This window comes from Mycobacterium sp. GA-1841 (assembly GCF_001954135.1).
Lineage (GTDB): Bacteria > Actinomycetota > Actinomycetes > Mycobacteriales > Mycobacteriaceae > Mycobacterium.
Window position 1 is genome coordinate 288,134 of record NZ_MBEQ01000024.1, and the last position, 18,676, is coordinate 306,809.

At 62.5% G+C, this 18,676-nt stretch carries 13 protein-coding genes; 6 read left to right on the plus strand and 7 right to left on the minus strand.

Annotation, left to right across the window (positions count from 1 at the left end):
• Window position 1 precedes the first annotated feature (1 nt).
• The 5 genes from A5740_RS07670 to A5740_RS07690 all read left to right on the plus strand — a co-directional run bounded on the left by A5740_RS07670 (window position 2) and on the right by A5740_RS07690 (window position 6,324).
• The gene (locus A5740_RS07670; RefSeq protein ID WP_175616187.1) at window positions 2–3,346 is read left to right on the plus strand and encodes a Swt1 family HEPN domain-containing protein; all 3,345 of its coding nucleotides are present in this window, start codon (window positions 2–4) and stop codon (window positions 3,344–3,346) included.
• The gene (locus A5740_RS07675) at window positions 3,343–3,870 is read left to right on the plus strand and encodes a YbjN domain-containing protein (RefSeq protein WP_076192773.1); all 528 of its coding nucleotides are present in this window, start codon (window positions 3,343–3,345) and stop codon (window positions 3,868–3,870) included. Before A5740_RS07670 ends, A5740_RS07675 begins: the two co-directional genes overlap by 4 nt.
• Window positions 3,842–4,777, plus strand: coding sequence for a S1C family serine protease (locus A5740_RS07680; protein ID WP_254849100.1), 936 nt, complete (start codon window positions 3,842–3,844; stop codon window positions 4,775–4,777). Before A5740_RS07675 ends, A5740_RS07680 begins: the two co-directional genes overlap by 29 nt.
• 97 nt (window positions 4,778–4,874) lie before the next feature.
• Window positions 4,875–5,411, plus strand: a complete 537-nt coding sequence (locus A5740_RS07685) for a hypothetical protein (RefSeq protein WP_076192776.1) — start codon at window positions 4,875–4,877, stop codon at window positions 5,409–5,411.
• Window positions 5,412–5,430: 19 nt separating this feature from the next.
• On the plus strand, window positions 5,431–6,324 hold the full coding sequence (locus A5740_RS07690; RefSeq protein WP_175616188.1) for a Kiwa anti-phage protein KwaB-like domain-containing protein: 894 nt from the start codon (window positions 5,431–5,433) through the stop codon (window positions 6,322–6,324).
• Window positions 6,325–6,723: 399 nt separating this feature from the next.
• Here A5740_RS07690 and A5740_RS07700 read toward each other — a convergent pair whose 3' ends face one another.
• The 5 genes from A5740_RS07700 to A5740_RS07720 all read right to left on the minus strand — a co-directional run bounded on the left by A5740_RS07700 (window position 6,724) and on the right by A5740_RS07720 (window position 15,436).
• Window positions 6,724–11,862: an AAA domain-containing protein gene (locus tag A5740_RS07700; protein ID WP_076192780.1), complete on the minus strand. Its 5,139-nt coding sequence runs from the start codon at window positions 11,860–11,862 to the stop codon at window positions 6,724–6,726.
• 472 nt (window positions 11,863–12,334) lie between these two features.
• Window positions 12,335–12,826 carry a hypothetical protein gene (locus A5740_RS07705; protein ID WP_139334985.1) on the minus strand — a complete coding sequence of 164 codons (492 nt, stop codon included), beginning with the start codon at window positions 12,824–12,826 and terminating at the stop codon, window positions 12,335–12,337.
• Window positions 12,827–12,986: 160 nt separating this feature from the next.
• The gene (locus A5740_RS07710) at window positions 12,987–13,403 is read right to left on the minus strand and encodes a hypothetical protein (protein WP_076192783.1); all 417 of its coding nucleotides are present in this window, start codon (window positions 13,401–13,403) and stop codon (window positions 12,987–12,989) included.
• Window positions 13,404–13,473: 70 nt separating this feature from the next.
• Window positions 13,474–14,190 carry a type 1 glutamine amidotransferase domain-containing protein gene (locus A5740_RS07715; protein WP_076192928.1) on the minus strand — a complete coding sequence of 239 codons (717 nt, stop codon included), beginning with the start codon at window positions 14,188–14,190 and terminating at the stop codon, window positions 13,474–13,476.
• A 499-nt stretch (window positions 14,191–14,689) separates the two neighbouring features.
• A complete protein-coding gene (locus A5740_RS07720) occupies window positions 14,690–15,436 on the minus strand; it encodes a Mut7-C RNAse domain-containing protein (RefSeq protein ID WP_076192784.1) in 747 nt (248 codons plus the stop codon).
• A 168-nt stretch (window positions 15,437–15,604) separates the two neighbouring features.
• Between A5740_RS07720 and A5740_RS07725 the strand changes: the two genes are divergently transcribed.
• On the plus strand, window positions 15,605–17,155 hold the full coding sequence (locus A5740_RS07725) for a serine/threonine-protein kinase (protein WP_076192786.1): 1,551 nt from the start codon (window positions 15,605–15,607) through the stop codon (window positions 17,153–17,155).
• A 62-nt stretch (window positions 17,156–17,217) separates the two neighbouring features.
• On the opposite strand, the gene A5740_RS07730 is transcribed toward A5740_RS07725, so the two are convergent.
• Window positions 17,218–18,213, minus strand: coding sequence for a hypothetical protein (locus A5740_RS07730; protein ID WP_139334986.1), 996 nt, complete (start codon window positions 18,211–18,213; stop codon window positions 17,218–17,220).
• A 103-nt stretch (window positions 18,214–18,316) separates the two neighbouring features.
• Window positions 18,317–18,634: a PASTA domain-containing protein gene (locus A5740_RS07735; protein ID WP_076192789.1), complete on the minus strand. Its 318-nt coding sequence runs from the start codon at window positions 18,632–18,634 to the stop codon at window positions 18,317–18,319.
• Between the last annotated feature and the right edge of the window lie 42 nt (window positions 18,635–18,676).

Genomic DNA, 18,676 nt, shown 5'->3' on the forward strand with positions numbered 1-18,676 from the left:
GATGGCGCTGAGCAACCGCGACCGCATCAACCGCATGTTCGAGACAATGGCCCCGGCACTGGACGACTTCATTGCCTCGGTGATCGGCCAGGGTGATCCGGCCCTGGGTGCGGCGTGGACAAAGCTTGTTCAGTTGAAGGACGGGAAAAAGGGCGCACCGGCCGACAAGACCTACAACCCGCTCGACCCGCAGGTACAGTTCCGCATGCTCACTGAGAGCGCCATCACCAGCGGATTCAAAGCCGGGTGGTACCCGTTCAACAAATCGTTCGGCAAGGCCGGTGAGTCCTTCGCGATCGAACTGCGCGAAGTCCGAAATAACTGGGCCCACAACGGAACTTTCACCGACGACGATGCCTACCGCGCCCTCGACACCGGCGAACGTCTGCTCAAACTCATCGGCGCGACCAAGGAAGCCGACGAAGTTCATGCGATCCGGCTCAACCTGCGCAGAGTCACCGCGGACAAGGACGACAAAAAGACACTTAAGGCCGCCGTCGATACACCCGAAGGCACCGGCCTCAAGCCGTGGCGCGAGGTGCTGCCACCGCACGACGACGTCGCCACCGGCAACTTCGCAGCCTCGGAATTTGCGGCCGACCTCTACAAAGTGGCCTTCGGTGGCGAACAGGATTCCGGTTATGCCGATGCCGTCGAGTTCTTTCGGCGTACCTATTTGACCGAGGGGTTGACCGACCTGGTCGGGCGGGCAGTACGGCGGCTCTCGGGTGACGACAACGCCCCGCCAGTCATCAACCTGCAGACCAACTTCGGTGGCGGCAAGACGCACTCGATGCTGGCGCTCTGGCACGTCGCGGCCGGGCTCCCGGTCGGCGAATTTCCCCAGGCCACCCAGGAGTTGCTGGCGGCCAATGGCTATACCGGCAACAAAGCAAACCGGGTGGCGATCGTCGGCAACCACTTCAGCCCCGCCGGCGAAACCAAAGAGGACGGAACCCACGTCAACACCATCTGGGGCGAGCTGGCCTGGCAACTCGGCGGTGCCGACGCCTACAAGATCGTCGCCAAGGCTGATGCCGAGCGCACCACACCGGGTGAGACCCTGCACGAGCTCCTGGCGAAGTACTCCCCCGCGGTCGTCCTTATCGACGAATGGGTGGCATACGCCCGTTCTCTGGTCGGCCGCACCGACTTGGCCGGCGGCACGTTTGACGACCAGTTCACTTTTGCGCAGTCATTGACCGAGGCCGCCAAGGGCACTTCCGGTGTGCTGCTGGTGATTTCCATCCCCGCCTCCGAAACGGGCGACGATGCCGATCACGTCGTCGCCGGTAACGCCGAGGAGGTCGGTGGTGCGCACGGTTTGGAGGCACTCAAACGGCTGCAGAACGTGGTGCGTCGTGTTGCTGAGCAGTGGCGGCCTGCTTCCTCGGCCGAGGCGTACCAGATCGTGCGGCAACGTCTGTTCAAGGAGCCCGATGCCGCGGCGTTGGCGTCGATCGGGTCCACTGCCCGCGCCTACGTGGAGTTGTACCGCAAATACACCGATGATTTCCCTCGCGACTCCCGTGACAGCGCATACGAGGACCGGATCAAGCGGACCTACCCGATTCACCCCGAACTGTTCGACCGGCTCTATGAAGAATGGTCATCGCTAGAGCGGTTCCAACGCACCCGCGGTGTCCTGCGGTTGATGAGCACCGTCATCCATGCGCTGTGGACCGGTGAAGATGCGTCACCGTTGATCATGCCCGGTTCGATCCCGCTGGCGACGGCCAACGTGAACGCCGAACTCACTCAGTATCTGCAGGATTCGTGGAAGGCCATCATCGACGCCGACGTCGACGGCCTCAACTCTGAGCCTGCCCGCATCGACAAGGAAAAGCCACTGTTCGGGCAGCGCGCCCTGACCAAGCGGCTGGCCCGCACCGTGTTCTTCGGTGCTGCACCGACGATTGGTTCGGCCCACAAGGGGCTGGAGACCCAACGCGTGTTCCTGGGTACGGCCGTGCCGGGGGATGTTCCAGGCAACTTCCACGCCGCGCTGACCCAATTGGGCGACCGGGCCACCTACTTCTACTCCGGTTCCGGCAAGTACTGGTACGACCTGCAGGCCAACATCACCCGCACCGCCAAAGATCAGGCCGAGCGTCTGCACAAAGAAGACGTGTGGGCCGAGATCGTCCGACGCCTGCAAGCCCAGGCGCGCACTCGCGGCGATTTTGCCGGTGTGCACGTATGTCCGGAATCCCACGCCGACATTCCCGACACCGACGAAGCCCGGCTGGTGATTCTGCATCCGCAGGTCGCCCATAAACGAGGAACTGAGTCGCAGGCGAAGGAGTTTGCGCACAAGGCCACCGAGCAGCGCGGGACTGCCAATCGCTCCAACCGCAACATGCTTGTGTACTTGGCGGCCGACGAGGCGCGCCTGGAAGAACTCGACAACGCTGTCCGCGACTACCTCGGCTGGACCCACGTCCTGGCCAACGAGGCTGACTTGGACCTGACCCAGAATCAGAAGAATCAGGCGTCGGCCAGGCAGGCCCAGGCCGATCAGACGGTGAAGTCACGTCTGCTGCAGACGTTTACGTGGGCGCTTGTCCCGTCGCAGCCCGATGCCGGCGCCCCGTTCATCGTGGGCGAAACGAAAGTGGAAGGGCAGTCAGAATCGCTGGCCGAGCGGGTGTCGCGCCGGCTCGGTAACGACGGGGACCTGTCCGTCCGACAGGCCGCCGCCCCGATCCGGCTTGCGATCAACAAGGTGCCTCAGATCTGGAAAGACGGGCACGTCACCCTCGGCGCGCTGTGGGGGTTGTACTGCCAGTACCCCTACATGCCGCGGTTGCGCGATCGAAAGGTGTTGGAGGAAGGCGTCCTTGATCTGCCCATGATCTGGCAGACAGATGCCTTTGCCTTGGCGACCGGCTATCAGGATGGTCGCTACGTTGGCCTGTGGATTCCGACCGACACGAACAGCGCGCCGTCCGCCACGGATTCACTGCTGTTGGTCCGGCCCGACGTCGCCACTAAGCAGCGTGACGAAGAGGAACCGGAAAATCAGCCCGGTGGTGGCGGTGGCACAGTACCGCCGATCGAGATCCCGGGTAAGGAGTCTGGAGACGGTGGCGTCGATATCGCGTTCCCGCCAGCTAAGACCCGCTTCTACGGGGTGAAGACCCTCAATTCCGACAAGATCGCGCTGGACTTCAAGAACATCGCCGATGAAGTGATCGCCAACCTGCGCGACCAGGGCATCAACCTGGTCGTCAAGATCGAGATCGAGGCAGTCGCCTCAACTGGCTTTGACGAGAACAAGATTCGCACCGTGTCCGAGAACGCGAAGACCTTGAAGTTCGAGCAGTCGGGGTTCGAGTCAGAATGATCGCGCGTGATGCTCGTAGATTGTCGCAGCTACGGCCTGTCGCGTTCTTCGACCGAATACTTGGATCCGACAACAACAATCGATCGAACGAACTCAACGAGTGGCTGGAATCCACACTCAAGCGTGAACTTAAGCTCGATGAGATCGAGCGCGACGAGGATGGCGATATCCCCATTCCGTGCGGTAGCGCTGTCGTGTTCGTCCGGGCGATCGACGAAGAGTCTCCGCGGATCGAGATCTTCGCTCCGCTTCTCGGAGACTTCGCGATGCGTCCTGAGGTGTACGAAGCCGTTAACGCCATCAATCGAAAAACACCCTTCGCCAAAGCAACCGTCGACCCTGAACTCCCCCAGATCCTTCTGTCAGCGGAGCTCTTTATCTTTGACGAGCTGTCATCTGACCAGCTGATGGCGACGATTGACCTCATTGCTGACCGCGCCGACCACTACGACACGCTGCTCCAAAAGCGTTTCGGGGGCACGACAATGATCGACGATGACATTGACGACGAATTCGATGTCTGAGTCTTTCCGAGGCATTTTGCGCCGGTTCAGCGATGAGACCGCCGCACTCGCCGAACGTGTCGTACGGTCGACCGCGATCGTCAGAGGTCAGACTCACGACTTCGATGAGGGCAGTGGGTCAGCCTGGCTGTACGACGCCGAGCATCTGGTAACCAACAATCACGTCGTTGCGGACTTCGCCGAACCCATTAGCACCCAGCTGCCTGGCATGGCTCCAGCCCATGCTCGAGTGATCGGGCGGGATCCGCTCACTGACCTAGCAGTCCTGCGCATTGACCCGCAAACTGTGGCCCCACTACCGATATCGAAAGAAGGTGCCCGGCTCGGCGAACTGTGCTTCGCGTTTGGCAGCCCGCTGGGAGAGTTCCCCGAGAGCATCAGCATCGGCATTGTCAGCGGGCTGAAACGAAGCCTGCCAACAGATGACAAGCAAGCGATCTTTGATGTCATTCAGACCGATGCAGCCATCAATCCCGGGAACTCGGGGGGGCCACTCGTAAATGTCGACGGCCTTGTAATCGGTGTGAACACCGCCGTCATCGAGGGAGCTGATGGCATCGGCTTCGCCGTACCTGCCGACACCGTGTCCGAAGTCGTTCACGAGCTCATCACCTATGGAGCCGTTGAACGAGCATCACTGGGCGTGACAGTCGCGCGGAAAGTCGTCGAAGGAGCACATGACGGACACGCTCTTGTCGTGACGGCAGTGAAGGCTAACGTTGCAGGACCACTTGAGCGCGGAGACATGATCGTTGCCGTCGGAGACCGCCAGATATCGACACAGAACGACCTTTTGCGCGCGCTGCGTCGAGACGTGGCGAACCGCAAGGTGAACGTCGTCGTTATGCGGGCAGGTATCGAAGTTTCTGTCGAGTGCCGGCCACGCGGCGTTCGGTCGTTCGGCTAAAAGGGCGGGAATCGCAAATACGCCGGTACGCGGGCGCGGACAGAGCCGTGTCCGCGCTCTAGCGACACCTGTCAGGGTCGATGCGTATGGTGGCGCCATGGCGGACGGAACTGGATGGCTCACCAAGCCATTGATGTTTCTCTCGTCTTATTCCCCGCTTTTTGCTATGTTGGCGATCCGCTTCGATGGTTGCCCGCTACGGATTGCGTGCGGTTTGGCCGCGGCGGTCGGGCTGGCTGTCCTGCCCGTTGTGATGCATTTTCAACGGACCGGCTGCCCAAATCAGCACACTTTGGATGTCGTGCGGCCCGCAGGCGGCGGGGCCTCCGCCTATCTCGCTGGGTATCTGTTGCCGTTTCTTACCGTCAGCAATCCTTCTGCCGCCGACTTGGCGGCTTATGGCGTATTCATTACCGTCACCTTCCTTGTCCACGTACGCACGGAAATCATTCAGGTAAACCCAACCCTATTTCTGTTCGGCTGGAGGATCTATGCTTTCACCGATTCAGGAGGACTCGACGGCCACCTCATTTGCAGGCGGAGGATACTGTCCGGCGATACGGTGCAGGCGTACCGGATGACGAACGATATTCTGCTCCTCGCGGAAGAAAACCCCGAAACAGGAACTCACTAGCCCGAGGATGACATTCACAGTGGCCAAAGAAAACTTACCCACCACCGTGGGCCAACTTCAGGTTGTTGTTGCCTGGTCAGCGGGCAAGCGCTCAATTGGACGGTCGATCAAAATTGCGGATGACGTTGTGGCCAACTTGCGGTTGCACGTCCAGGCCGCGGTGGATTCGCTAACCGACCCGGCACCCTACGCTCCAGACGCTGATGTTGAAGACAACTCGCACCTAGAAGCAGACCCCAGCGTGCTGCTCGATCAAGTCCTCATTCACGAGCTGGCCAAAGGCTCGTCTCTGCCTTTGGCCAGCAATGAGGAGCTGAAGACCAAGTCCTTGATTTGTCACGCGGTGCTAATCGGCAACGAGAAGAACAGGGCTATCTTCGTCAAGAAACGTTCACCGATCCACCTTGCAAAGAAATCCTTGGTGGCGTTGCTGATGAACGGCACGCTGGACAAAGTCCAATCTCCAATTTTTGCGTTCGACGCCAGTTATGATGCCATCATCACCACGGAAAAGGTGTACATCCTTAATAAGATTGCGTTCGAGGGCTTATTCAAAGATTCCGATGCCGTACTAGCCCAAACCCACGATTGGGTGGACGAAGTTGCACGATCGGTCCCCATGGTGGACGGGAGCGCCGATGCGATCGTCGCGGCACTGAAAAGGAACCAGTTTCTGCGTCGCAAGTTCTTCGCAGTGAAGGAACGCGCACACATTAAGACCATAACTTCAGAGGCTCTCAAAGCCGAGATTGAGCGCCACGGCTACGACGCCAACATGCTCATGGACGGCGACAAATTGAGAGTGACGGAAGGCAATGTGAAGCTGGTTCTGCAATTGCTCAACGAGGACTTGTTCAGCGGAGGGTTTTCTCAGGACCGGTACGCAGCCGGAAGCAAACGCGCCGTCAGGTGATGTCTGGCCTGGTAAAAAGTCTGACTAGGCCTATCCCCCGGGTACACCTAGTCCCGCGGCCCCCACCATCCCTGCCCGGGCCTGGATTCCCTCCATTCGTCGATAGTCGCTTTTGTCCAGCCTTTAGCCTTTCCCACAATGACATCAGGCCGCGGCAATTCAATTTTCGATAGTGAGTTCACTCCAGCCAAACCGAGGTACTCCGCTACTTCAGTGCGGCTGAGGAACCTAGGGATTGCGTCATCGCCATCATGATCCAAATCATCGTAATAGGCGCGGGCTGCATCTGCCTCAGCTCGGCGAGCATGCCGGTCTCGCGGCGGCTCGATCCTCTTGAACCAATCGTCATCGCCCGTCGGCTTTGGACACTTTGTTGCCCCCATCTCGATGCCTCCCCTATCAAGCTTCCAACTCGCCTCGCCCCGCCTGGGGCAACAACATCAACGCCTCGCTCAACACAGCCCGCGCAGGTTCAGTCAGCCGCTTCAGGCCCAACACATTCAGTACCTCCCGGAACAACTCCTCCTGGGGATAGCTAACCAGTTCAGTGAATGCCGTCATATGCGAGGCGAGCTCGGCAGGCGGGACCAACCCGAGTGTGCGCGGCCCGAGCTCGCGTTGAACAACCTCGGGCTGTGACGGCAGCCGGAATGTCTTCGGCTTGACGCCGGCCTGACCGAGCGGGTTGTCAGCAATAATCTGGCCGCGTTTCACTGCGAGCTCGATACCACGGTTCAACTGCCGCGCAATCTCTTTACCCACACGTTGTCCGCCGTATGCAATGCGGTACGCATCGTGCAGTCGATGGCCCAGGACTGGTCCCTCTGCTTCAACGATGCGAACGACGTTGGCTACTAATGCAGGAAGCGGGGTTTCCAGGACAGGCGGCAGTGACTCATTAAACGAAATGTAAGGAGCCAGCGTGCTTACATGCTCAGCCTGGCGTTCGATGAGATCATCGATTTCGAGTTCGCAGCCGTCGGGTGAGTCCTCTGCCCCAGGCAGCACAATCACCTCATCCGTGGCCTCGCCATGTGATTCCGCGGGCCCATCGTCGAATCTCGGGTCAATCCAATCGGCAGTCCGGATATCCAGCTCGTCGAGGGTGTCCCACAACCCCTGCAGGGCCCCTGGCATGTCCGCGTAGAACATCGATTCACGAATCCGATGGAACTCCCACCCGCACCGTTCCAGTTCACGTTGTCGGGCCAGGTCTGCTTCGTATTGTTCTGGGCCGTGCCAGAAGTCGCCGTCGCATTCAATCGCCAGCCGGCCTTTTGCGCCGGTGACCACCATGTCGATCCGATAGCCCATTGCTTCGACCTGCGGCATGACGGTGTAGCCCCGGTCGATGAGTCGGTTGAAGATCCGTTGCTCGAATAGTGAGTCGAACGGCGGTACCCGCACATCCTCAGAGACCGCCGCGCTCAGCACGTCGTCACCACCGCGCAGCCGATTGGCCGTGCCGTAGCAGTAGTCCAGCAGCTGGAAGCGTACGCACTCGGAGTTGGTCAGCGCTTCGCGAGGCATCGAATGGTAAACCCACATCTGATCTTTCGCCCGAGACGCGGCGACGTTGAACCGCTGCACGTACTGCGGCTGGGTCAGCACGCCCATGCGCTTGCCTTCCTCGGGCGCCTTGACCATGGACAGGAACATGACGTCGCGCTCGGAGCCTTGGAAGTCCGACGCGTCACCGCAGCGCAGCTCGCGGGCGGCCCACTCCTCCGGCGGCACCGCATCCAGCAGCTTGCTCTCGATCAGCTTGGCCTGTTCCTTGCCCAGCAGCGAGATCACGCCGAAAGTGGCTCCGTCGTACTCCGGTTCCACTAAGCACTTTCGGATCTGATCCACGATCGCCTCGGCCTCAACCAGGTTCGTCTTGTTCGCGGCCTCGTATCCGTTAGAGAGGTACACCACCTTGATCGGCTCCAGCCGCTCGGCACCGAACTGGCGGACCGGAACCAACCGAATGCCTTCTGGCTCATACGCAATGCGGTTAGAGAAGCCGATGATCTCGGGCACACACCTGCGGTGCTCGGTCAGGGTGATCCGTCCGCCGAATCGCATGTTGGCCTCGTCGAAGTAGCTGCGTTTGGGGTCCAACCACGACTCCCGGTACGGGTCATCGCTGAGGTACATATTGGCCAGGTCGCGCAGCTGTTGTTGATCCACGCCCACCGCAGAGGGCGATACCTGCTTGTCGTCACCGATCACCACCATCTTGGGTGCCAGATACTGCAGGAACGACGCCTCCAGCCCCGCCTGCGACGCCTCATCGACAATCACCACGTCGTACAGGTTGGGCTCGACGTGTACCTGCTCGGCGATGCGGTATAGCGGCATGATCCACACGGGTACGGAAGGCCGGCAACGATCCATCGCCTCGGCAATCGCCACCCGTTGTTTGGCGGCGTACTTGCCGGTGCCCTTGCCCAGGCGAGATACCAGCTGGGCGTACTGGGTGAGATTGGCGCGGGCCGCGCCGGTGAGCCGATCAGGGGCCACGGCATGGCCCCAGGCCCGCTCGGCCGCCAGATGCTCGACCTCGGTGCGGATCTGGTCTTCGACCGCGTTTAGGCTGACCTTCAGTACATTGGCGTCCTCGCTGTCTTGGGCGAGGATCCACCGTCCGGTCATCTCCCACTGCCAGGCCTGTTCATAGGCGTCGAGTCGGGAATCCCATTCCGCTGCCGCCGGATTGGCGGCGATCTCGCTCGCCAGCAGCGGAGCCGACCGATCGAGTTCGCGCCGGATCCGGTCACGGTCGGCAGCTGCCCTGGCCACGTCGTCGAGATGATGCAGACGCGCGTGCGCGGCCGCGTAGCCATCGACGTCCCGGTCGCGGACTGCGGCCAGCAACTCCATCGTGATCGGCGGCGGCGTGGGAAGTTGCGCCTGACTACGCAGATACTGGTGCAACCGTTCCACCGGCGTGGCCGCGGCCGCCGCGCGGTCGGCCGCCGCGGCGGCCTCCACCAGGTCGGCGTAGCGGCGAATGTCTTCGAGCTTGTTCCAGTCCGGTACCGGCAGGTTGTTGGCTTGGAACCATTGCCGCTCTACCTCAAGTTGGTCGCCCAACGCCAGAACCTTGTCCAGCTGGGCCACCTCCGTGACATGCCACTGGATCTTTTCGTCGAGGGTGTCCTCCTCGGGAATCAGGACATTGACCGGCCAGGCCTGATCCAACGCGGCCACGGTGCGGCTAGCGTCAACCCAATCAATAAAGGTGGCGAGCTGTTCCTTAGTGGTCGCGGGAAGATCGTTGATCTTGACCGCGCCGAAGAACGGCTCGGCCAGCTTGACCGTCTTGGACGTGAAGGCACCAACCTTCGGCGACCCGTCCGGCCGGGTTTTGATGACGCTTCCCGACTCGACATGGGCGAGAAGAGATTTCGCGACCTGTTGATGCACACCGAAGTCACCGCTGGCAACGACCACTGAGGTGGTGGGACCGATCCGACGGGTGAGCACTACGGCCGCTTCGGCCAGTGATTTGACCTGTGTCGACCGTGCCAGCCAGGTCTGGTGGCGACCGCTGCGCACATCGTGCAGAGCGTCATTCATCCACGCTTCCTGCCGACGCTCGAGATTGCCGGCCTTCTCGGCCAGATTGGACACTCTGGCGCGCAACTCATCTCGCAGTGCTGTGGTCAGAGACCGGACAAATCCAAACGACTCGTGGCTGAGGAGTTCGCCGAACTGGTCCTTGCGGACTGCGGCCTGCTGCTCGGCGGCAACGAGGTTGGCGAAGTCTTCCGGCGTCGTCAGCGATGCAGCTTCGGGCAGCGTCGAGCTCGCTTCCGGTTCGTTCGCGGTCACGTCCTCGTCGCGCAACACGGCGCGCCACCGCTGAATCTCCTCGGTCGACACCGTCGTCCCGGCGCCGGCCGGGTCGACCTCAAAAGCCCGAATCCACTCGTAGTCGGCCTCGTGCTGCAAATGGTCGTAGGCGATAGCCGCCAAAGTGCCTTGGGCTGGGCCGTCCGTGCGCGGTTCCACCTCCTGCCGGCGAACCTTGAGCAGACGGTCGCGCAGCGCCGCCCGCTGACGGCGCAGGTCATCGATCCTGCTGAGGTGCCGGGCGATCGAACGCTGGGAATCGGCGGAGTCGAAGTCGTCTGCCCGCCGCGAGATGTTGTCGACCGCGGTACGAAGGTCGGCCATGTCAGACCGCGACTGACCGATGACTGCGACGGCCAGCGATTGAATCTCGCGCGGCAGTTTGGCGCGGACCTCCTTCAGTGCCCGGTCGGTATGCGCGGTGATCAGCACGCGCTTGCCCTGAGCGAGCAGGTGGGATACCAAAGCCGCTGCGGTGTGGGTCTTTCCGGTACCCGGTGGGCCTTGAACGACGGTCTGGGCACGGCTATCGACGCGTTCGATGATCTGGCGCTGCTTGTCGTTCACCGGTAGCGGCAGGAAGTCTTCGTCATCGACGGTGACCACCGCACCCTGCACATCTGTGCTCAGTTCCGGCTCGGGTTGGCGGTTGGGGTCGATCAGCGGCAGGATGCCCTTCGGCACCTCCCCGGCCTGCTGGATCTGCGTAACGATCTGCTCGTAGATCTGCACCATTCCGCGGTTGGTGCGACGCCGCAGGATGATCGCTGGCGCGAAAGCTCCGCGTGGACTGGGGCCTGACGGTGCCTGCACAGCGTCTTCGTCATACTGCGCATCAGCATCGAGACGATGAATCAGGCGACGGCAGATCTCACCAATCGCCGGCTGGTCGACCAGATGCCCGTCGTACTCGGCGGCCAGCGCCTTGATTTCGTCGAGTTTGGCCGGACTGGAAATCAGTGCCGGGTCCAACATGTCAACCTCGATCGACACGGCATCGGGTGCGCTGACCTGCGTCACCGTCAGGCGGCCGGAGTTCTCATCGAAACTAATCGCGATCGGCGCGGTGGCGACGTGACGCTGCACCTGATCATGGTTGTCGGGCCGCCAGGCCAGACAGCCCACGCCGAGGACCAGCTCGAACTCTTCGCTGTGATCGGCGGCCTTCAGGTGGACGGCGAACAGGTCCTTGTAGATATCCCGCACCGCAGCGTCGCGGCGTTCCCGGTCGGCCCACAGCCGCCAATTGGTCAGCCAGACATCGAAGGCTTCGCTGACCTCGGGGTGCTCAGCAAGCTCGATGCGGCGGTTGACCACCTGGGGCTCGTCATCCTCCCGCTCTTCGGCCGGGACGAGCTCGTCACGGAAGATGGCCTCGCGAAGTGTGGGCTCCTTCTCCGTGTCATCGATCGCGCCCTCGACCCAGACGATCAGCTCGCGGGGCAGCGGTGGCGGGTCCAGCTTGGCCACCCGATCCACGGTGAGGATGGGCGTATCGGGGCTGAGCTCAGCGATCCGATGCGCCGAACGAACGGCCTCATGGTCAGGCAGGTCGACGAACCACATCGCGGCTTCGAACTTGTCTACCGTGCGGACTGGCTTGACCAGCAGCTGCTGGGCGCGGCTGAGGAACGTGAAGAGGTTGACCGCCCGACGCACCAAACGCTCGTTCTCGGTTTCCTGCTCAGCAACCATCGCGCGCCCTTCGTGTTAAGACCCGATCACAAGGGACGTGACATGTGCTGCCCGTCACTTGTGTCAATTAGCGATGATTATGACCTCCGGCTCCGACAACTCAGCACACACCCTCCGCTTCAATTCTCGTTTCCATCTCAGGCGTGCTGGCTGCGCACTCCGCGTGCCCGCATTTCCGCCACTTACGCCCGACTGAACTGGATGACCGGCGTCCGCACCGGACACGTTCCTCCGCACGCCTGGTGGGCGCCAGCGCATCTCAGTAGATGTACTGAAATCAGGATCACTTGCAGGACGCAAGAGTTCCCGTCAATGCACCCGGCTCGAGCAACCCGGCATGCGCTTAACATGACGCCGGCATTTTCGGACGAAAATGCGAATCTCAGCTACCAGACACGTGGCCGTGAAGCGTGCCACGCATCCCCGACACGACGGGCGACGTCTGTGCGAGCGGCTAACGAGACCGTCCGCCTCAGAGTGCGCGCGTATGCACCTTCTCGGTCACAACCGGGCCGACAGGCCTCAAGCGAAACACGAAAACCTTCCGGAGCGCTCCGTCCGTGCCGGGGGCTGTCCGGATCTCGTATGGCCGCTCCAGATCGACCTCGAATTCCCCGAGGTAGCGCTGGATGCGGGTCTGCGAACCGGGCTTATTTCCAATGGCGAGAAAGAGGCGCAGCGCATACCCGTCTGCGCAGTGGTCGGCGATGGCGCGGTTACCGCGGTCCATCTTCTGATCACCGGTCTTGCCCTCACCGGTGTAGTAGAAGACGCCTTCTCTGGCATCCCAACCGTCGAAGTCGTAACCGTTGTCGCCAGCCTTCGCCGGATCGGAGTACACGATCACGTTTGGCGTAGCACCCGAACGGCTGATCCCCGCTTGCGGATTGCCGCCGTAGACGCGATGAATATCGCCTCTGATCAGGGTCTCGCCAGGCTGGACATTCCACGATGCCGACGTCATACGCGGAAGCTTATCCGGCACATCACAGCGCCTGAGTGGCAAGCACAACTCTGCGCAGATCCCGAACGTCTGGTGCCTTCGGGCAGCGCCCGAGGAGCGTCACGATCGGCATCGTCTTTCACATTCGGCATGCCCCTCCGGATTGAAGATTTTCGGTCTACTAATCGCAGTTGCCGCAAACACCAGTGACGGACAATTGCATCCCGCAACTGCAGAACCCGGCTGTGCGTCGGACATCGCGCGACCGCTCAGCCCCATGGTGCACGCGGTTGACCGGATGCTCGAGATACCACGTCCCCTTGCGTGAGCTCGGCGCACGGCCGACCCCACTTCCCGCGACGCGGATGATCTCCTCTTCGGAAATGAAGCCGTTCGTGAACCCGTAATAGATATGGAGGTCGGGCAGGCCGTCGCTCCGCCTCGCGATGACGTACGGCTTGTCCGCTCGCTCGATAGCGCGAAACTCGACAATGCCAATGACAGAAGTGAACTGTCGGATGAAGCCGTGATTTTCCACCGGAATGTGCGTTTGCGACAACGCACCAAGTAACGAGTCAACTGCGTCGTCAGCGGTCACGGCACGACCCTAACTTCATGACGCAACTGGAGTAAACCGCTCAGGAGAATGGACGATTATGGGTTCGCGCCTACGAGTTTCGCTTATCCGCCTTCACATCCGCCACCAACCGCTCGGCCAGCTTCTCCGAGGACTGTGGGTTCTGCCCGGTGTAGAGGTTGCCGTCGACCACGACATGCGGACGTAGCGGAATCAGCGCCTTGGAAAAGTCGACGCCGGCCTCTTTCAGCTTGTCCTCCAACAGCCATGGTGCCTTTCGGGAGAAGCCGTTGAGCAGTTCCTCGTTGTTCGAAAATCCGGTCATCTGCCGGCCGGCGACCGGGGACGTGCCGCCGGAACGGTTCGCGGCCAGGATCGCCGCGGGCGCATGGCACAACAAGGCGAGCGGCTTACCGGACGCCAGCCGGTGCGCCAACAGAGCACCGGAGACCGGGTCGTAGGCAAGGTCCTCCATCGGACCGTGACCGCCCGGGTAGAACACCACGTCGTAGTCGTCGTCGTTCACGGTGTCGAGCGCGACGGGATGAGCCAACACATTGGCGATGCTGTCCAGATAGCGCTTCACCTCGCGGCGCTTCCACGGCATGCCGCCGGCGAACCCAAGGCTGAGCTTGTCCAGCGTCGGCGCCTTACCGCCCGGCGTCGCCACCGTGATGTCCCAGCCCGCCTCGGTGAAAATCTGGTGTGGGCGGGCGACCTCCTCGGCCCAGTACCCGGACGGATGCTCCGTCCCATCCTTGAGGGTCCAGTGGTCCGCCGCTGAGATCACCATCAGCACTTTTGTCATCATTGCGTCCTTCCCCAACGCTTTCCATCGAGGTAGGGGTACCCACCCGCGGCCGAGTACTCAGCACAACCCCGTCCCCACGTTCCGCACCGGCACGACCGACGACCCGAGATATCCCGGCTCGTCGGGCAGCACGATCTCCGGCCGCACCGGGTACTGCTCGGAACTGACCGCCGAATCATCGACGAAGTACCCGCCGGAGCAGGAACTGCTCTACGTGCTGCAAGTGCAGCGGAAGGGCACCTGACGGGCGGGAACTCAGATCACCCGGGCGCGCATCCAAATGCCATCGACCCGCATCGGCCCGTCACACCGCGTGCACCTGGCTACCCAAGGATCCCGATGGGATCGACTCACATCCCGGCGTCGCACTCGCGGACGGAGCGCACACGATCGTGGCGACGGCTACGGCGGCCGCGCTCACAGCCAAGGACTTGATCATGATTTTGTCCTGGTTCGAAGCAACCGGAGATGGTCGTACCCGGTACCGACAATCCGATCAAAGTCGCTCAAGCAGCCCGTCGACCAGACCAGATAACCGTTCGAAATGTGTCCCGGCCCAATGGATCTGACCACAGTCCGGGCACTGACTGAATTCGTCGTAGTACCGCCGCGTCAACGGCTCAAGCCGATCGAGCACCTGCTCCTTGCCCACCGCAGCCAACGCGCCGTTGCACCGCAGACACCGGGTGAACGGCGCCACCCGCCGCCGCAGATCCAACCGCCGCATCACCTCCAGCGTCTGCTCCTCAGGCTGGTCCGACCGCACGAAAAAGCCATGCGTGATGGCGCGACGCTTGAGCAGACCACGGTCCCGCGTCAGCAGAATCCGTTGCTGCTCCAAGCTGATCTCGGCCAGCGTCTGATCGTCGGCATCGTTTGACCACCACACGTCGAATCCGACCACCCGAAGCAGCCGCGCCAACCGGCCGAGGTTGACGTCAACCACGAACCGCGGATCCCGCAGCGGTTCCGGCCGCAGCCGGGCCGTGGGCCCGATGTCGAGCGCCTCGAACATCGGGTACACCGCGATGCGGTCACCGACTGCCGGCCGGTGCTCGAAGCCGACCGGGTCTCCGTTCACCAGAATCAGGTCGATCTCGGTGTGCGGAATGCCCATCGCCTCCAAGACATCTTTGGCCGTCTGATGGCTTTGAACGGGACGGCGCACGACCCGACCGCGCGAGTCAGCGTCCAGGAAGTCGTTGAGCTCGGCATAGGCGCGGACGGTCACGAAACCGGCCATCTCGCCATGGTGACGCTCGGGTTCGCCGGCCGCAATCCGCTATCCGGCCGACCGGGTCGGGTCTGGAACCAATCTATGAGCAAATTCCAGCTACGGAACTCCGTCCGCGAATAAACTTGTCGGCACCCCGCGCTACGTTCGCCTGTTCGCCAGTCGAGGAGGCACAGTATGGTCGAGAACAGCCCGCGCGTGGGAGGCCGTTTCGGAAAGTACGAGCTGACCGCGCTGCTCGGCCGCGGCGGCATGGGCGAGGTATACGAAGCCGTCGACCTCGACAAGGGCCGGACGGTCGCGCTGAAGATCCTCCGCGCCGAGTACGCGCACGATGAACAGTTCCGGACCCGGTTCCTCCGCGAGTCACGCGTGGCAGCAGGCTTGGAGGAGCCCCATGTCGTGCCCATTCACGACTGGGGTGAGATCGACGGAAACCTGTACATCGACATGCGGCTGGTCCGTGGGCAAACGTTGCACGACCTGCTCCGCGGCGGTCCGTTGAACCCGCTGCAGGCAGTGTCGATCGTCGAGCAGATCGCCGCCGCGCTCGATGCCGCCCATGCGCAGGGACTGATCCACCGCGACGTCAAGCCGCAGAACATCATCGTCACCCCCACCGACTTCGCCTACCTGCTTGATTTCGGCATCGCCCAGGCTCAGGGCGATTCGCGCCTCACGCAAACAGACATGCGGATCGGCTCGTTCAGCTATATGGCGCCGGAGCGGTTCGGCGACGGCCGGTGCTCGCCCGCCGTCGACATCTACGCGCTGGCTTGCGTGCTTTACGAGGCACTGACCGCCGATACCCCCTTCCCCACTCACAGCCATGAACAGCTGATCGCAGCTCACCTCTCCAGCCCACCACCACGGCCGAGTACGGCTCGTTGGGGAATTCCCACCGCACTGGATGCGGTCATCGCCCGTGGCATGGCCAAGGAACCCGACGATCGCTATGGCAGCGCCGGCGCGTTGGGTCGCGCCGCGCGACGAGCCGTGACCACCAGTGACGAGGCGACCGCAGCCAGCGCCGAAACCATGACGGCTCCGAATGCTTCGCCTCACGCCACACACCCCGAAACGTTCGACGCCAGCGGTCGTCACCGGCCATCGGTGCTGCCGTGGGCAGTGGTCGGGCTGGCGGGTGCGCTTCTGCTGGGCGCGGTGGGTCTCGTCATCGGTCTTCTCATCCCGAAAAACTCGGCGCCGGACAACAACTCGTCACCGACGTCCACACTCACCCCGCTGCCGAGTGTTCCAGTGCCCGGCACGACCGTGTTCAAGACTGTACCGGCGCCGACTACGCCACCCGCCCCGTCATACACCCGGACGGCAGCCCGCAACCCCGAAGCGTCGAGTTCAGCGCAGCTGCGTCGGATCTCCCTCGAAGACCACGGCGTTGTCAGCACCGACGGCGCGGATCGGTGGGTGCCGCAGCTGAGTTCGAAGCGGCCGGGTGTCGTCGATGAAGGTGTTGTGTGGGACAACGCGTTGACGTTGGAGGAGCATCTGCGGCTGCGGCAGCAGTATGACGCCAAGTTGCTGTGGTCCGGAGACTGGTCGACCTTCGATGCGCCCAACTTCTGGGTCACCATCGCGCCGATCTCTTTTCCCGATGCGAGCGGCGCGTTGGCCTGGTGCCGTACCTACGGTTTCGATCGGGATCATTGCTACGCAAAGCTCATCAGCACGACGCACGCCGTGGCCGGTAGCACCGCCTTCAACTGATTCACCCGTGCAGGAGGAAGCGGAGAACTTCGCCCCAGCCGGTCAACCGACAGGACCAGTCATCACTTGAGGCAGGTGTCGAACTCGTCGCGGATGCGCTGTTGCAGCGCCAACGCATCGGGCACGAGCGGTTCGGTTTTGGTGCGGTCACCGTTGACGTAGTCACATTTGCCGATCATCGCGCTGCCGGCCCAGCGTGGCTCGCCGCGGCGAGACGGATCGCCGTCCCACACCCAGGTGAGGCTGACCGGATGCGCCGGGCCGGCCTCGAGTGCGTGGATGGTGCGCACCACGTCCTCGTACGCGCTCGCCGGCGCCGGCACACCGAAGGTCAGGCGATCGATCCAGCCGTCACGCACGCCGATCCACCCAGGGTCCGCCGGCGCTGCCGCGGCCAATTGCCGATCAATGCGCTGCTTATCGGCGGGGGTGAACCGGTTGAAGATCATCCAGTGCGGATCGGCGACCCGGTCAGCGGCGGAGACTTCGATTTCGCTCGGCGGCCGGTCGGTGAAGATACGCACGATGGCGTCGACTGCGGCATCAGGTGCCTCAGCCTCGAGGATCCGCACCTTCGACTCGTCCGGCGCGCCGCCGCTGAACCAGCGGATCTCCCGGGCCGGAGTGTCCGCGTGGAGGCGACGCACCAGCCCGGTCACGTGCTCGATATCGTCGGGCAGATCAGCGCCGCCGGCGATCGAAGTCCCTTTGGCCACAACGATCTTCACTGACTGGTCGAACTTCGCGAAGTTATCGCCGCGTAGCTCGTCGAGTTGCGTGGCCACCGCGCCGACCTGCTGATCAGTGGCCTCGTCCATCGCAATGTCGAGCTCGAACCGGGTGCCTTCCAGGACGCCGTTGTCATAGATCAGGTCGACGTCGGACACCCCCGGCATGGCCGCGATGCGGGTCCGGATGTTGCTTGCTTCTTCTTCCCGGTCGGGCGCACCGGTGCAGCCGCTCACGCCGACGGACAGCGCGATGAAGAGCGTGGCGGCGACGGGGGCGAATCGCATGCTGATGAGCCTAAAGCTCACGCCGGCGCCGACGATGCGCAAATTCCCATTCGGCGCCTGGCCGCACAGATCGCCACCTGCCCGGACGCCATCGGATCACCCGACAGCGTCCACTGCAGCGTGCCGAGGACCCCACGAATGAGCCCTATGGACACTCCTCCGTGTCGATCCGCACCACCCCGAAATCAATCTCGGTGGAAGCAGAGAACTTTGACCCGGGCGGTGGCGTAGAGCTGCACACCTGCCAGTTTCGGTCACTGATCTGCGCGCGGCCTTTCCCGGTGAGATCGGTCGAGCTGCTGAACCACACCTCGCCGTGGGTCAACGACTGGATGGCGTCCTGCGCGCCCTGCAGGTCCTGGCCGATCAGGTTCGGCATCGTCCATGACGGTTCGGCCGACGCCACCGGGCTCAGTACGACGGCGACCCCGACCGTTACCGCGGCCACTACTACACGCTTCATATCAACCTCCTGGTTTGAGTGAACCGCGCATCGTCACATGAG

Coding starts and splice junctions, on each gene's coding strand:
- A5740_RS07705 (WP_139334985.1), bottom strand. CDS start 12,826: ATGACGTCGGCATCGTGGAATGTCCAGCCTGGCGAGACCCTGATCAGA.
- A5740_RS07715 (WP_076192928.1), bottom strand. CDS start 14,190: ATGACAAAAGTGCTGATGGTGATCTCAGCGGCGGACCACTGGACCCTC.
- A5740_RS07700 (WP_076192780.1), bottom strand. CDS start 11,862: ATGGTTGCTGAGCAGGAAACCGAGAACGAGCGTTTGGTGCGTCGGGCG.
- A5740_RS07725 (WP_076192786.1), top strand. CDS start 15,605: ATGGTCGAGAACAGCCCGCGCGTGGGAGGCCGTTTCGGAAAGTACGAG.
- A5740_RS07670 (WP_175616187.1), top strand. CDS start 2: ATGGCGCTGAGCAACCGCGACCGCATCAACCGCATGTTCGAGACAATG.
- A5740_RS07685 (WP_076192776.1), top strand. CDS start 4,875: ATGGCGGACGGAACTGGATGGCTCACCAAGCCATTGATGTTTCTCTCG.
- A5740_RS07675 (WP_076192773.1), top strand. CDS start 3,343: ATGATCGCGCGTGATGCTCGTAGATTGTCGCAGCTACGGCCTGTCGCG.
- A5740_RS07735 (WP_076192789.1), bottom strand. CDS start 18,634: ATGAAGCGTGTAGTAGTGGCCGCGGTAACGGTCGGGGTCGCCGTCGTA.
- A5740_RS07680 (WP_254849100.1), top strand. CDS start 3,842: ATGACATTGACGACGAATTCGATGTCTGAGTCTTTCCGAGGCATTTTG.
- A5740_RS07720 (WP_076192784.1), bottom strand. CDS start 15,436: ATGGCCGGTTTCGTGACCGTCCGCGCCTATGCCGAGCTCAACGACTTC.